The organism is Streptomyces sp. NPDC027672 (genome assembly GCF_055566335.1).
The window spans coordinates 84,645-98,858 of sequence record NZ_JBVHSO010000002.1 but is presented as its reverse complement, the minus strand read 5'-3'; the positions used below and the strand labels follow the sequence as shown (position 1 = coordinate 98,858).

General features: G+C 74.7%; 12 protein-coding genes. 6 read left to right on the top strand and 6 right to left on the bottom strand.

The annotated features are described in order from the left end of the window. Positions 1-4: 4 nt before the first annotated feature. Positions 5-2,230 carry a catalase/peroxidase HPI gene (katG, locus tag ACZ4SV_RS04985; protein WP_468001487.1) on the top strand — a complete coding sequence of 742 codons (2,226 nt, stop codon included), beginning with the start codon at positions 5-7 and terminating at the stop codon, positions 2,228-2,230. 82 nt (positions 2,231-2,312) lie between these two features. Here katG and ACZ4SV_RS04980 read toward each other — a convergent pair whose 3' ends face one another. Beyond that, complete coding sequence (locus tag ACZ4SV_RS04980; RefSeq protein ID WP_468001485.1) at positions 2,313-2,876, bottom strand: GlcG/HbpS family heme-binding protein; 564 nt, start codon at positions 2,874-2,876, stop codon at positions 2,313-2,315. Positions 2,877-3,072: 196 nt separating this feature from the next. On the opposite strand from ACZ4SV_RS04980, the gene ACZ4SV_RS04975 reads away from it, so the two are divergent. Together ACZ4SV_RS04975 and ACZ4SV_RS04970 are read left to right on the top strand one after the other, a co-directional pair. Continuing rightward, entirely contained in the window at positions 3,073-4,275 is a 1,203-nt protein-coding gene (locus tag ACZ4SV_RS04975; protein ID WP_468001483.1) for a sensor histidine kinase, read from the top strand. Beyond that, complete coding sequence (locus tag ACZ4SV_RS04970; protein WP_468001481.1) at positions 4,272-4,925, top strand: response regulator; 654 nt, start codon at positions 4,272-4,274, stop codon at positions 4,923-4,925. Before ACZ4SV_RS04975 ends, ACZ4SV_RS04970 begins: the two co-directional genes overlap by 4 nt. 71 nt (positions 4,926-4,996) lie before the next feature. Here the strand turns inward: ACZ4SV_RS04970 and ACZ4SV_RS04965 are convergent, their stop codons facing one another. Both ACZ4SV_RS04965 and ACZ4SV_RS04960 read right to left on the bottom strand, forming a co-directional pair. Beyond that, a complete protein-coding gene (locus ACZ4SV_RS04965) occupies positions 4,997-5,953 on the bottom strand; it encodes a serine hydrolase (RefSeq protein WP_468001479.1) in 957 nt (318 codons plus the stop codon). Beyond that, positions 5,950-6,957 (bottom strand): LysR family transcriptional regulator, encoded by a 1,008-nt coding sequence (locus ACZ4SV_RS04960; protein ID WP_468001477.1) that lies wholly within the window; start codon positions 6,955-6,957, stop codon positions 5,950-5,952. Before ACZ4SV_RS04960 ends, ACZ4SV_RS04965 begins: the two co-directional genes overlap by 4 nt. A gap of 129 nt (positions 6,958-7,086) precedes the next feature. Between ACZ4SV_RS04960 and bla the strand changes: the two genes are divergently transcribed. Both bla and ACZ4SV_RS04950 read left to right on the top strand, forming a co-directional pair. Further along, the gene (bla, locus tag ACZ4SV_RS04955; protein WP_468001475.1) at positions 7,087-8,016 is read left to right on the top strand and encodes a class A beta-lactamase; all 930 of its coding nucleotides are present in this window, start codon (positions 7,087-7,089) and stop codon (positions 8,014-8,016) included. Positions 8,017-8,222: 206 nt separating this feature from the next. Beyond that, entirely contained in the window at positions 8,223-9,464 is a 1,242-nt protein-coding gene (locus ACZ4SV_RS04950) for a right-handed parallel beta-helix repeat-containing protein (RefSeq protein WP_468001473.1), read from the top strand. A gap of 52 nt (positions 9,465-9,516) precedes the next feature. Here ACZ4SV_RS04950 and ACZ4SV_RS04945 read toward each other — a convergent pair whose 3' ends face one another. The 3 genes from ACZ4SV_RS04945 to ACZ4SV_RS04935 all read right to left on the bottom strand — a co-directional run bounded on the left by ACZ4SV_RS04945 (position 9,517) and on the right by ACZ4SV_RS04935 (position 13,371). Next, positions 9,517-10,245, bottom strand: coding sequence for a hypothetical protein (locus tag ACZ4SV_RS04945; protein ID WP_468001471.1), 729 nt, complete (start codon positions 10,243-10,245; stop codon positions 9,517-9,519). A gap of 61 nt (positions 10,246-10,306) precedes the next feature. Further along, complete coding sequence (locus ACZ4SV_RS04940) at positions 10,307-11,884, bottom strand: amidohydrolase (protein ID WP_468001469.1); 1,578 nt, start codon at positions 11,882-11,884, stop codon at positions 10,307-10,309. A 26-nt stretch (positions 11,885-11,910) separates the two neighbouring features. Beyond that, complete coding sequence (locus ACZ4SV_RS04935; RefSeq protein WP_468001467.1) at positions 11,911-13,371, bottom strand: APC family permease; 1,461 nt, start codon at positions 13,369-13,371, stop codon at positions 11,911-11,913. Positions 13,372-13,594: 223 nt separating this feature from the next. On the opposite strand from ACZ4SV_RS04935, the gene ACZ4SV_RS04930 reads away from it, so the two are divergent. Beyond that, the gene (locus ACZ4SV_RS04930; RefSeq protein ID WP_468001465.1) at positions 13,595-14,203 is read left to right on the top strand and encodes a TetR/AcrR family transcriptional regulator; all 609 of its coding nucleotides are present in this window, start codon (positions 13,595-13,597) and stop codon (positions 14,201-14,203) included. Positions 14,204-14,214: the final 11 nt, after the last annotated feature.

Here is a 14,214-nt window from a genome sequence, read left to right as displayed (position 1 = left end):
TGCCATGACTGAGAACCACGACGCGATCGTCACAGACGCCAAGTCGGAGGGCGAGAGCGGCGGTTGCCCCGTCGCGCACGACCGGGCCCTGCACCCGACCCAGGGGGGCGGCAACCGTCAGTGGTGGCCGGAGCGGCTGAACCTGAAGATTCTCGCCAAGAACCCGGCCGTGGCCAATCCGCTCGACGAGGACTTCGACTACGCCGAGGCCTTCAAGGCCCTCGACCTCGCGGCCGTGAAGCAGGACATCGCCGAGGTGCTGACCACCTCCCAGGACTGGTGGCCCGCCGACTTCGGCCATTACGGCCCGCTGATGATCCGCATGGCCTGGCACAGCGCCGGCACCTACCGCATCAGCGACGGCCGCGGCGGCGCCGGCGCCGGCCAGCAGCGCTTCGCCCCGCTCAACAGCTGGCCCGACAACGCCAACCTCGACAAGGCCCGCCGGCTGCTGTGGCCGGTCAAGAAGAAGTACGGCCAGAGCATCTCCTGGGCCGACCTGCTGGTCCTCACCGGCAACGTGGCCCTGGAGCAGATGGGCTTCCAGACCTTCGGCTTCGGCGGCGGCCGCGAGGACGTCTGGGAGCCCGAGGAGGACGTCTACTGGGGTCCCGAGACCACCTGGCTCGACGACCGGCGCTACACCGGCGACCGCGAGTTGGAGAACCCGCTCGGCGCCGTCCAGATGGGTCTGATCTACGTCAACCCGGAGGGCCCGAACGGCAACCCGGACCCGCTCGCCGCGGCCCGCGATATCCGTGAGACGTTCCGCCGGATGGCGATGAACGACGAGGAAACCGTCGCCCTGATCGCCGGCGGCCACACCTTCGGCAAGACCCACGGCGCCGGCCCCGCCGACCACGTCGGCCCCGACCCGGAGGCCGCCGGCCTGGAGGAGCAGGGCCTCGGCTGGCGGAACACCTACAACACCGGCAAGGGCGCGGACGCCATCACCTCCGGTCTGGAGGTGACCTGGACCAGCACGCCGACCCGGTGGAGCAACGGCTTCTTCAAGAACCTGTTCGAGTTCGAGTACGAGCTGACCCAGAGCCCGGCCAGCGCGCACCAGTGGGTCGCCAAGGACGCCCCGGAGATCATCCCCGACGCGCACGACCCGGCGAAGAAGCACCGCCCGACGATGCTCACCACCGACCTGGCGCTGCGCTTCGACCCGGTCTACGAGCCCATCTCCCGCCGGTTCCACGAGAACCCGGAGGAGTTCGCGGACGCCTTCGCCCGCGCCTGGTACAAGCTGACCCACCGTGACATGGGCCCGAAGTCGCTGTACCTCGGCCCGGAGGTGCCGCAGGAGACCCTGCTGTGGCAGGACCCGCTGCCGGAGCGCGAGGGCGAGCTGATCGACGACGCGGACGTCGCGGCCCTGAAGACGAAGCTGCTCGACTCGGGCCTGTCCGTGACCCAACTGGTCACCACCGCCTGGGCGTCGGCCTCCACCTTCCGCGCCAGCGACAAGCGCGGCGGCGCCAACGGCGCCCGTATCCGCCTCGCCCCGCAGCGCGGCTGGGAGGTCAACGAGCCCGACGCGCTGGCCCTGGTGCTGCGCACCCTGGAGGGCATCCAGCAGGAGTTCAACGCCTCCTCCGGCGCCAAGAAGGTCTCCCTGGCCGACCTGATAGTCCTCGGTGGTGCCGCCGCCGTGGAGAAGGCCGCCAAGGAGGGCGGCTTCGCGGTGGAGGTGCCCTTCACCCCGGGCCGCGTGGACGCCGGCGAGGAGCACACCGACGCCGAGTCCTTCGAGGCGCTGGAGCCGACCGCGGACGGCTTCCGCAACTACCTCGGCAAGGGCAACCGCCTGCCGGCCGAGTACCTGCTGCTGGACAAGGCCAACCTGCTGAGCCTGAGCGCGCCCGAGCTGACCGCGCTGGTCGGCGGTCTGCGCGTCCTCGGCGCCACCTACCAGCAGTCGCAGCTCGGCGTCCTCACCAAGACGCCCGGCGTCCTCACCAACGACTTCTTCGTCAACCTGCTCGACCCGGGCACGGCGTGGAAGGCGACGTCCGAGGACCAGACCACCTTCGAGGGCCGGGACGCGAGCACGGGCGAGGTGAAGTGGGCCGGCAGCCGGGCCGACCTCGTCTTCGGCTCCAACTCCGAGCTGCGCGCCCTCGCCGAGGTCTACGCGAGTGACGACGCGAAGGAGAAGTTCGTCAAGGACTTCGTCGCCGCGTGGCACAAGGTGATGGACGCGGACCGGTTCGACCTGGTCTGACCGGCCGGACAGCGCGTCCGGGTCCGCCCCGCGGGGGCAGGCCCGGACGCGCTGTCTTCCTGCCCGCCGGTGCCGGCCGGGGTCAGCGGCCGAGCACCGCCGCGCCCGCCCGCGCGTACCGCTCGTCCAGGTCGCCCGACGGGGCGCCCGCGACACCGATGCCCGCGACCGGCGCGCCCTTGGCGGTCACCGGCGTGCCGCCCGCGAGGAACAGCGTGCCCGGGATGTCCTTCAGGTTCGGCGTCTGCGTCAGCCGCCCGGCCAGCTCCGAGGTCGGCGCGTTCCAGGAGACCGCGGTGTACGCCTTGCGCTGGGCGGACTCGTACGACTGCGGGCCCGCGCCGTCCCCGCGCAGGGTGACCACGGTGTTGCCGTCGCGGTCGACGACGGCCACGGACACCTGCCGGCCGTCCTTCCCGGCGGCCTCCAGCGCGGCCCGCGCCGCCTTCTCGGCGGCGTCCACGGTCAGCCGCGTGTGCCGGGTCAGCTCCCCGTCACGGGCGGTCGCGGGCGCGGCGGCGGTGGCGCCGGGGGAGTCGGCGGCGCTGGCGGCGACCGTGCCGGCCGCACCGGCGGCCAGGGCGGCGAGGGCGGCGCCGCCCACCAGGACACGGGTACGGCGGGACGGCTTCGTGCGGCTGGGCATGCCGGGGTTTCCTTCCGGTGGGGCGAGGGGAGCGGATGCGCTTCCGCCATCGATCCTGGGCCCGGAACGGACGGTGCCCGGTCGGTGGACCGGATGTCCCGGGGGTCATCCGATCGGATGACCCCGCGGTTCGCGCACCCGGGCACAATGGAGGGTGTTTGCCCAGTTCAGCGCGGATCCGAGGGAGGTGCCGACGATGGCCGTAGCCGAGCGCGACGACACCCGCGTCCTCGCCGTCGTCATGCACACGGCGTTCTTCGTGCTGCTCTTCGCCTCCGCCGCCCGCTACCTGGCCCGGCACGCCGACGGTCCCCACACCCCGTGGGTGATCGCCCTGTCCGCGCTGCTGGCCGGGCTCTACGCCCTCGGTCCCGCCCTCGGCGTCCGCCCCACCCCGCGCCGGCTGACCTGGCTCGGCCTGGTCGTGGCGGCCTGGGCCCTGCTCGTCGTCCTGGCCCCCAGCTTCGCCTGGTGCGCGGTCCCGCTCTTCTACACCGGCCTGCGCACCCTCCCGCCGCGCGCCGCGGTGCCGCTGGTGGCCGTGCTGACCGCGCTCGCGGTGGCCGCCCAGCTCCGCCTGGCGGGCTGGGCCGACCCGAACGTGCTGCTGGCACCGCCCGCGGTGGCCGCCGTGGCCACCACCGTCTTCGTCGTCATGCAGCGCCAGGCGGCCCGCCAGGGCGCGCTGATCGCCGACCTGGTGCGGACCCGGCGCGACCTCGCCGCCACCGAACGCCGCGAGGGCACCCTCGCCGAACGCGAACGGCTCGCCCGGGAGATCCACGACACGCTCGCCCAGGGCCTGTCCAGCCAGCGCATGCTGCTCCAGGCCGCCGACCGGCTGTGGGACACCGCGCCCGGCACGGCCCGCGACCACGTCCGCACGGCCGCGGCGACCGCCGAGCACGGCCTCGCCGAGGCCCGCCGCTTCGTGCACGACCTCACCCCGGCCGACCTGGCCGGGGGCGGCGGCCTGCACCGGGCGCTGCACGCCGTCGCCGAACGCGAGACGACACCGGCGCTCACCGTCCGCGTGCACACCGAGGGCACCCCGCCCCGGCCGCTGCCCGCGCCCGTGGAGTCCGCCCTGCTGCGCATCGCCCAGGGCGCCCTGGCCAACGTCCGCGAACACGCGGCGGCCACGACCGCCACCCTCACCCTGACCTGCCTGGACGACCAGATCGTGCTGGACGTCACGGACGACGGCCGCGGCTTCGACCCGCGCACTCCCGCCACCCCCGCCACCCCCGCCGCCTCCGCGGCCGGCGTGGGGGAGCGCGGCCACGGCCTGCCCGCCATCCGCGCCCGCCTGCGTCAGCTGGGCGGCACCCTCACCGTCGAGTCGGCGCCGGGCGAGGGCACCGCCCTGTCGGCGGCGATCCCCTGGGAGCCGAGATGACCCACCCGCCCGGTACGGCCGCCCGGACCCCGGTGCGCATCCTCGTCTGCGACGACCACGCCGTCGTACGCGCCGGACTGCTGGCGCTCCTGCACAGCGCGCCCGGCATCGAGGTCGTCGGCGAGGCCGGCAGCGGCGAGGAGGCGCTCGCGCTGGCCCGCAGGACGGCCCCGGACGTCGTCCTCATGGACCTGCAACTGGGCGAGGGCATCGACGGCGTCGAGACCACCCGCCGGCTGCGCGCCCAGCCGTCCGCCCCGCACGTCCTGGTCCTCACCACGTACGACACCGACGCCGACGTCACCCGCGCCGTCGAGGCGGGTGCCACCGGCTATCTGCTGAAGGCCGAGCGCGCCGAGGACCTGTTCACGGCGATCCACGCCGCGGCCCGGGGCCGCCCGGCGCTCTCGCCCCCGGTCGCCGACCGGGTCATGTCCCGGCTGCGCGACCCGCGCCCCGCCCTCACACCCCGGGAACGCGACATCCTCGCCCATCTCTCCCGTGGCCTGGCCAACCACGCCATCGCGCGCGCCCTCTACATCAGCGAGGCCACCGTCAAGACCCATCTGCGCCGCATCTACGACAAACTGGGCGTGGAGACCCGGGCGGGAGCGGTGGCGCTGGCAAAGGAACAGCGCCTGCTGCCCTGACGGACCAGGCGCGCGGGGGCCGCACTCCCCGCCCGCCCGACCGGCCTTCCCACGGCGCCGGCCCGCCCGCGCTACCCGCGCAGCGCCTCGAACGCCTCCCGCCCCGCCATCCCGATCGCCAGATCGATGTCCGCCGCCACCCCGGCGGAACGCCCCGCGCGGGTCAGCGCCGCCATCGCCACCCGCTCCCCGGACTCCGCCTCCACCACGCCCGCCTCGTGCCGCAGATGCAGGAACGAACCGGTCTTCCCGCTCCACCGCAGGGTGTCCGTGCGCAGCTCGCCCGCCAGCCGGTGCGTGAAGACCTGGAGCCCCATCAGCCGGCGCAGCTCCGCCGTCGCCGAGGGAGTGGCGATCTCGTCGCGCCACACCCGCTGGAGCAGACCGACGAGCGCCGCGGCCGAACCCGCGTTGGCGTGCGCCGGGTCCAGGGTCTCGATGGTGTGCCGGCCCGCCCGCTCGTCCCGGACGGCCAGCTCCAGCGCGAGGGAGAAGTCGTTGCCGGCGGCACCGGCCGCGCACTCGTACAGGTGGTTCATCCGGTGCCGCACCCGGATCCCGGCACATCCCCAGGCGCGCAGCCGGGCGTCCACCTCCGCCGCCGGGACCAGCGCGAACAGCGCGTCCGCCGCGGCGTTGTCGCTCACCGACAGCATCAGCAGGAGCAGGTCGCCCACGGCCACGGTGGCCGGGTGCCGGAAGGCGGCGAGCCCGGTGGGTCCGACGCTGCTGGTGCCGGGGTCCACCGTCACCGGCCGTGCCGGGTCCAGCTCGCCGGCCGCGATCCGGTCCAGCACGACCAGGGCGAGCGGGACCTTCGCCACCGACGCGAGGGGCACCGGTTCGTCCGCGTCGAAGCCGAGCTGCTCGCCCGTGTCGAGGTTGCGGGCGAGGAAGGAGCCGCGCACGCCCAGCGCCGCCCAGTCCGCGGCGATGGCCTCCGCGACGTCCAGGAGGGCGCCGTGGCCGCCGGTGTACACCGGGTGGTGCGCCGCCGTGCCCATCCGCGCGCCGCCAGCCGCGCTCATCCGCGCGCCGCCAGCCGCGCCGGAACGTCCCCGGCCCCCGGCCCCGGGCCGTACCCGGCCCCGGACCCCTCCCCGGGCGCCGGCCCGCCGCGCCGGTGCGGTACGGCGCCCACCGCGGACGCCAGCAGCGCGGCCAGCCAGTGCGGCACCTCGCCCGCGCCGTCCCGGTCCCGGCCGGCGCTCACGTCGTACCCGCGGTGCAGCGCGCGGTCGGCCAGCGGCGCCCAGTGGGCGCCGTGCTGCCGGGCGAACGGTTCGGCGCACAGCAGCAGCGCATGCCCGGCCAGCGTCTCGGCGAGCGCGGTGGCCGCCGGTCCGGCGGGCCGGATCCGCTCCTCGGACAGCCCGGCGCGGGCCGCGGCCCGGCCCAGCCGGTCGGTGTAGTACGGCACCTGATCCTCCGTCAGCAGCAACAGGGGCGGGGCGGTGCCGCGTCCGGCGGCGCGACCGCGGCGTGGCCGCAGCTCTTCGAGGTGGACCGTGCGCCGTCCGGCCTCGCTTCCCGCGCCGTCCGGGACCGGCGCGGACGCCAGCCCCAACGGCACCCGGAACGCGGCCTGTTCCGGAGCGGCCCGCACCAGAGCCCAGCCGAGGGAACCGTCCGCCAGCCCGGACACCCGCTCCAGGGGCGGCAGTTCACGCATGCCCAGGGTGACGCCGTGCTCGGTGCCGGCGCGGATGACCCGGGCGAGCGCGGCCGGCGCGCAGTCCGCCGGCACGCCGACGGCGCGCACCCGCGAGCGCTGGGCCGAACGGGCGGCCTGCCGCAGCCGCTGCGCCCGGTCGAGCACGTCCCGGGCGTACGGCAGCAGCAGCACGCCCAGCTCGGTGACCGTGATCTGCCGCCGGGACCGGTCGAACAGCGAGCCGCCGACATGCTCCTCCAGCGTCTTGATCCGGCGGCTGAGCAGGGGCTGGGCGATGCCGAGCCGGTCGGCGGCCCGGGAGAAGCCCGCCTCCTCGGCCGTCGCCACATACGCCTCGAGATGTGCCAGCAGATCCATCCGGCAGTCATATCAACAAGGCATGAGTCGTTCAAAGTTCCCTCTTGGACATGGCTGCCCTCCCGCTGGTTCGCTGTCCTCGTCGCCGGCCGGACGCCGGCGGCGGACGACCCGTGAAGGAGTACGCCCATGCCCAGGACCGACCGTCTCCCCCCGCTGCCGCGCCGCCGCCTGCTCCAGGGCGGTCTCGCGGTCGCCGGCACCGCGCTGACCGCCACCGCGCGGTCCGCGCCGGCCGCGTCGGCGGCCCCGGACGCCCGGTCGCGCGCCGGGCAGGCCGAACTGGCCGGGCTGGAGCGGCGCTACGGCGCCCGGCTCGGCGTGTACGCGCGCAACGTCCGCACCGGGCGGACCGTGGCCCACCGGGCCGGGGAGCCGTTCGCGATGTGCTCGACGTTCAAGGCGTTCGCCGCGGCGGCGGTGCTGCGCGACCACGCCGGCCGCGCGCCCCTGGACCGCGTGGTGCACTACCCGCCGCACGACCTCCTGCCCAACTCCCCGCGCACCGCGGAGCAGGTGGCGACCGGCATGACCGTGGCCGACCTGTGCGCGGCGGCGATCCAGTACAGCGACAACGCGGCCGGCAACCTGCTGCTCCGGGAGATCGGCGGCCCGGCCGGCCTGACCCGCTTCTACCGGTCGCTGGGCGACGAGGTGAGCCGGCTCGACCGGTGGGAGCCCGAGCTGAACACGGCGATCCCGGGCGACCCGCGGGACACCACGACCGCGGCGGCCGCCGCCGCGAGCCTGGAGCGCGTCGCCCTGGGCCGGGCGCTGGCCGCTGCCGACCGCGAGCGCCTGGTCGGCTGGCTGAAGGGCAACACCACCAGTGCCGAGCGGTTCCGCAAGGGGCTGCCCGCGGGCTGGGTCGTGGCCGACAAGACCGGCACCGGCGACTACGCGAGCGCCCACGACATCGGCGTGGCCTGGACGACCCGGGGGACCCCGCTCGTGCTGGCCGTCCTGTCCGGCAAGAGCACCAGGGACGCCCCGGTGGACCAGGCCCTGATCGCCGACGCGGCGGCGATCGTGGCCCGCACTCTGGCGCCCGGCGAATAACCCCGCACTCCTTCCCCATTCACCTATCTGAATATGAATCATGTACGCGGTGGTTGACGTGTGCATGACGTCTCTCTACCGTCGGGAAGGTCCAGGGAGAAAGCGCTTTCCCTCACCCGGCCACCATGCCACGACCGGGGGCCGGGTTCACCCCCCTGGACCACTCGCATCCGCACAGCCGAGTCAACCCGCAGGGAGACAAGCCGATGCAACTGAAACCAGCCATCGCGTGCGCCGGTCTGCTCACCGGCGCGCTCGTCGCGCTGTCCGGCACCACGGCCCTGGCCGTGCCCGCCCCGTACCAGGCCGGTGGGCCCGGCTCCGCCTCGCCCGCCGCCGGCGGGGCCGCGGCGGCGGCCGGCACCGTGCTCTACGTGTCGCCGAAGGGCACCGACGGCGCGGCCGGCACGGAATCGGCCCCGACCACGCTCACCTCGGCCATCAGCCGGATCACCTCCGGCGGCACGATCTACCTGCGCGGCGGCACGTACACCCCGGCGGCCACGGTCACCATCCCGGCCGGCCGCGACGGCACGGCCGCCGCCCGGACCACCCTGTCCGCCTACCCCGGCGAGAAACCCGTCCTGAACTTCTCGGCGCAGACCGAGGCTCCCGCCAACCGGGGCATCCAGCTCAACGCCAACTACTGGCGGCTGTCCGGCCTGACCGTCGAGCACGCCGGCGACAACGGCATCTTCGTCGGCGGCAGCAACAACATCGTCGAGCGCGCGGTGACCGCCTACAACCGGGACACCGGGCTCCAGCTCGGCCGGATCGCCTCCACCACGCCCAACTCGCAGTGGCCGTCGAACAACCTGATCGTCAGCTCCGAGTCGCACGACAACGCCGACTCCGACGGCGAGGACGCCGACGGCTTCGCCGCGAAGCTGACCACCGGCACCGGAAACGTCTTCCGCTACGACGTCTCCCACAACAACATCGACGACGGCTGGGACCTGTACACCAAGACGGACACCGGCGCCATCGGCCCGGTGACCATCGAGTACTCCCTGTCCTACGGCAACGGCACGCTGAGTGACGGCACCGTCAACTCCAACGGCGACCGCAACGGCTACAAGCTGGGCGGCGACGACATCGCCGTCAACCACGTCGTCCAGCACAGCATCGCCTACAAGAACGGCCACCACGGGTTCACCTACAACAGCAACCCGGGCAAGATGACGATCTCCAGCAACGTCGGCATCGACAACGCCGAGCGGAACTTCTCGTTCGACAAGGGCACGTCCGTGTTCCGCACCAACACCTCGTGCCGCTTCGCCGGCAGCGGCTCGAACGACAAGACCATCGGCGACGCCGACGCCTCCAACCAGTTCTGGACCGGCACCAACGGCTCCCGCTGCTCCTCGTACGCGGGCGCCCTCGGCTGGTCCTTCGCCTCCGACGGCCACCTCGCGGTGACCTTCGGCGGCCGCGTCGTGACGCCGTAGCCGTCACCCGCCACGCGGGACGCCGCTTCCTGCGGCGTCCCGCTTCCGGCCGTCAGCCGACGAGGTCGCCCGGTGCCACCGGGTGCGCCTCCAGGCCGGGCGCGGCCAGCAGACCGGCGATCAGCTCCGCCGAGCCGCCGACGTAGGTGCTGACCAGATCCACGTCGCCGCCGACGATCCACGCGCGGTCCTGCGGCCACCACAGGTCGGGGAGTTCGGAGAACTCGTCCATGGCCACCGGGGAGACGACGTCGGCCAGCCGGCCGGCGAGCAGGACCTCCTCCCGGCCCGGTGTCCCGAACGTGGGGAACCGGTCCCAGTCCCAGCGGCCGTACCCGTGCCACAGCCCGAACCAGCACCGCTCCGGAGTCCGGGTGTGCCGGGCCAGCACGGGCAGCAGCGCCCGCGCCACCCCGGGCGGTGTCGGGCCCTCGGCGGGATGCTCGTCCCACACGCCCGGCACTCCGGGACCGGAGCGCTCGACGTACTCCCGGTCCGTGCCGATGACCTCGTGCCAGCGGACGCCCGGCGTGATCCGGGTTCCCCGAGCGGCGGCCACGGCCGACCAGCGCACCGGCCGCTCGTCGAGCGCGGCCGGGTGCAGGACGCGCGCGTAGGCGGCGAAGCCCGGCGCGGCGACGCCCGCCACGGTGCCGAACGCGCCCTGCCCGGGCCCGCGCACGGTGAGCCAGTCGGCGGGCGAGAGGTCGTCGCTCCGCGCGCGCAGCCGTCCGTACCACTCGGGAGCGGTGTCCTGGCAGATCAGGCCGAAGTCGTTCATCCTCCCAGTCTGCGCCACCGCGCCGGCGCGGGTCCGCGCGTGGTTCTCGTACGACGAGGTCCTACCAGCCCGGTCCCCGGTGCACCACATGCCCGCCGGTGACCGTCAACGCCACGGGCGCGTCGACGAGTTCGTCTCCGGGCGCCCGTACCGGGTCGACGCCGAGCGCGGTGAGGTCGGCGCGGCGGCCGGGCGCGATCCGGCCGGCGACGGCGCTCTCCCCGGCGGCGGCCGCCGCATGGCTGGTGCAGCCCTCCAGCGCCTGTACGGGGGTAAGCCCCGGCCGGTGCGCCGCGGCACCCCTGGGCCGGCGGGCCGTCGCCAGCACGGCCCGCACGTCGTAGTGCGCGATGGGCCAGTCCGAGCCGAGGGCAACCGTGGCACCGGCCTCCCGCAGGTCGCGCAGCCGCCAGGCGCGGGCGGCCCGGTCGCCGCCCAGCCGCCGCGACCACTCGTCGGTGCCGTCGTCGCGCGTGTAGCCGGTGTGCGGCGGCTGGAGCGAGGCCGCCACCCCCAACTCGGCGAACCGGGGCAGCAGTTCGTCGGGCGCCGTCTCGATGTGCTCGATCCGGTGCGCGCCGTACCCGCCCGGTCCGAGCGAGGCCACGGTGTCCAGGACGTGCCGTACGGCCGCGTCCCCGATGGCGTGCGTGGCGGTGCGGACACCGGCCGCGTGCAGGGTCCGGACCGCCTCGGCGTAGGCGTGCGGGTCCGGCCAGAACGCGTCGGTGCCCTGGCCGTGGCAGTCGGGATGCTCCAGCCAGGCCGTGCCGCCCTCCACGGTGCCGTCCATGAAGAACTTGACCCCGCCGACCACCCAGTGCCGGCCGCCCCTGCCCTGCGCCTCGACCAGTTCGCGCAGCGCGTCGGCGTCCGCGCCCGGCATGCACCAGGGCGCGAACCGCAGCCGCACCGGCAGCACGGTCTCCCGCGCCACCGCCTCCACCAGCTCCAGGTCCCCGCCGTCCATGACATGGGCGCCGGTCAGCCCGGTCGCGGCCATGGCGGACAGCAACTCCAGCAGCCGCGCCCGCCGTTCGGCGTACGACGGCCGGGGCATGACCTCGGTGACCAGGTCCATCGCCGCGTGCTCCACCAGATGCCCGGTGGGCCGGCCGGCGGCGTCGCACACCACCTGGGCCCGCTGGTCGAAGGCGCGCGGCCCGGCCACCCCGGCGGCGGCCAGGGCGGGGCCGTTGGCGAGGGCGGAGTGGCCGTCGTACAGCCGCAGGAAGGCCGGGGTGGCCCCCAGGACGTCCGCCACCAGTTCGTGGTGGACCGGGCGGCCCTCGAACGCGTTGTGGTCCAGGCCGTGGCCCACCACCCAGCCCGCCAGCCGCTCGGCCCCGGCGAGCGCCGCGCGCAGTCCGGCCAGGTCCGTCACGCCGGACAGGTCGGTGCCGGTCGCCATGCCGAGCCCCCACACCGGGTGGCTGTGCGCGTCGGTCAGACCGGGCACGAGGTGCGCGCCGCCCAGATCGACGACCTCGGTGCCGGGGCCGCGCCAGTCCGGGACGTCGTCCGCCGTGCCGACGGCGGTGATCAGCCCGTCGTGCAGGGCGACGGCCGTGGCGGCGGGGCGGGCGGGGTCGAGCGTGTGGACGTGGGCGCCTGTGAGGATCAGACCGGCAGCGGGCATGCTGTGAACTCCTGGGTGAGGAAGGGTCATTCGGTGGGTTCGGTGCCGAACGCGGCGTAGACGGCCGGGCGGTTGCGGCGCAGCCACCACGCCAGCGGCAGACCGAGCAGGAAGACGACGGGCGCGACGGCGGCGAGCACGGTGTTCACGGTCGGGGACGCGCTGGTGAACAGGTCGATATGGCCGACCACCAGCACGATCGCGGCCGTCAGCAGGACGGCGGCGAGGGCCGGGGCCAGCACCGTGCGCACCCGGCCCTCGGTGTGCCGTACCCGCCGGAAGTAGCACAGCACGGCGATCGCGGCCAGCAGTTGCAGCAGCAACAGGCCAATCATCCCCGGGGTGTTCACCCACAGCAGGAGCTGCTGGTACGGATCGGCGCCGGCGGCCCGGAAGACGAGGACGACCACGGCGCCGAGCGCGGTCTGCGCGAGACCGGCGACGTACGGGGAGCGGTGCCGGCCGTGGACGCGGCCGAGGCGGCGGGGCAGCACGCCCTCCTCGGCCAGGGCCAGCGCGTAGCGGTTGATGGCGTTGTGGAAGGCGAGCAGCGAGGCGAGCACGCTGGTGACGATGAAGACGTGCATCAGGCCGGCCGCCCAGCCGCCAACGTAGGTGGTGATCGCGGTGAAGAAGAGCCCGGCCGGGTCCTCGCCCGCGGCCCGCACCACCTGGTCGTCGCCGAACGCCTGGACGGCGATCCAGACGATGAAGGCGTAGAACAGGCCGAGGAAGCCGACCGCCGCGTAGGTGGCGCGCGGGACCGTGCGTTCGGGGTCGCGGGCCTCGCGGCGGTAGATGACGGTGGACTCGAAACCGGTGAACGCCGCGAAGGCGAAGGCGAGGACGGCCGCCGTGCCCGGCACGAACACCCGGTCCGGGGTCAGCGAGGCCAGGGAGAGGCCGTGCGCGCCGCCCCGCAGCAGCACCCCGCCCGCGAGCAGGACGAGTATCCCGGTCTCGGCGACCAGCAGTATCCCGAGCAGCTTGGCGCCGAAGTCGATCGAGCGGTAGCCGCCGTAGCCGATCAGCACCAGACCGACCAGGGACACGGGCAGCCAGGGCACGTCGGCGCCGAACAGGGTGTGCAGGGTGTCCCGGGTGGTGGTGGCGAGCAGGCCGTAGACCCCGATCTCCATGCCGTTGTAGCCGACCAGGGCGAGCAGGGCGGCGCCGACGCCGGCCGGGCGGCCCAGGCCCCGGGTGATGTAGGCGTAGAACGCGCCGCCGCCGGTGACATGGCGGCTCATGGTGGTGAAGCCGACGGCGAAGACGGCCAGGGTCAGCCCGGCCAGCAGATAACCGACGGGCGCGCCGACACCGCCCAGCAGGATGGCGAGCGGGGCGACTCCGGCCATCACGGTCAGCGGCGCGGCGGCGGAGACGACGAAGAAGGTGATGTCGGCGGTGCCGAGCGTGCCGGAGCGGAGGGCGGCCGCGCCGGACGGCGCGGCCTCCTCCGGGATCTCGCGGGTGGACACGGACATGCGGGGAGCCCTTCTGGCGGCGAGAGGGGAGGGGGTCCCGGTGGTGGGGCAGCCGGGTTCGCGGGCGCCGGCGGGCACGGCCGGGGTGGGCCGTACGGAGCCGGTGTCTCGCGGGGGCACGACGGGATGGCGGCCCCCGAAGCCGTAAACCTAAAGGCTTTCGGTTTCCGCAATGTAACCTGCCGTTGGGCATCCGGGAAGACCTCAGGGGGGAACACCGATCATGGGACGGCCGCGCACACCGCTCCTCGACCGCGAGCGCATCACCGCCACGGCGCTCCGGCTCGTCGACGAGACGGGCGACTTCAGCGTCCCGCGCATCGCCCGGAAGCTGGGCGTGCAGACCGGGTCCGTCTACCACCACGTGGACGGCCGGGACGGCATCGTGGAACTGCTGCGCGAGCACATCAGCGCGGCCATCGACCCGGGCACGCTGGACGCGACCCCGTGGGACGCGGCCGTGGAGGCGTGGGCGCGGTCCTACCGGGCCGCGTTCGCCGCCCATCCCCGGGTGATCCCGCTGCTCATGACCTCGCCCGTCCGCGCGCCCCGGGTGCTGGCCCAGTACGAGCGCGCGGTGGGCGTCCTGCTGGCGGCCGGGTTCGCACCGGCCGAGATCATGCCGCTGCTCATCGCCCTGGAGAACCTGGTGCTGGGCTCGGCCCTCGACCTCGCCGCCCCCGAGACGATGTGGGAACTGACGGCGGGCGCCCCGACCCCACGTCTCGCCCAGGCCCTCGCCGCGGTCGGCGAGGGCCGCGCCGACCGCGCCTTCGACGTCGGCCTGACGGCCTTCCTGGAACACGCCCGGCGACTACGGACAGGAGGGTGACCGCGCGGGGC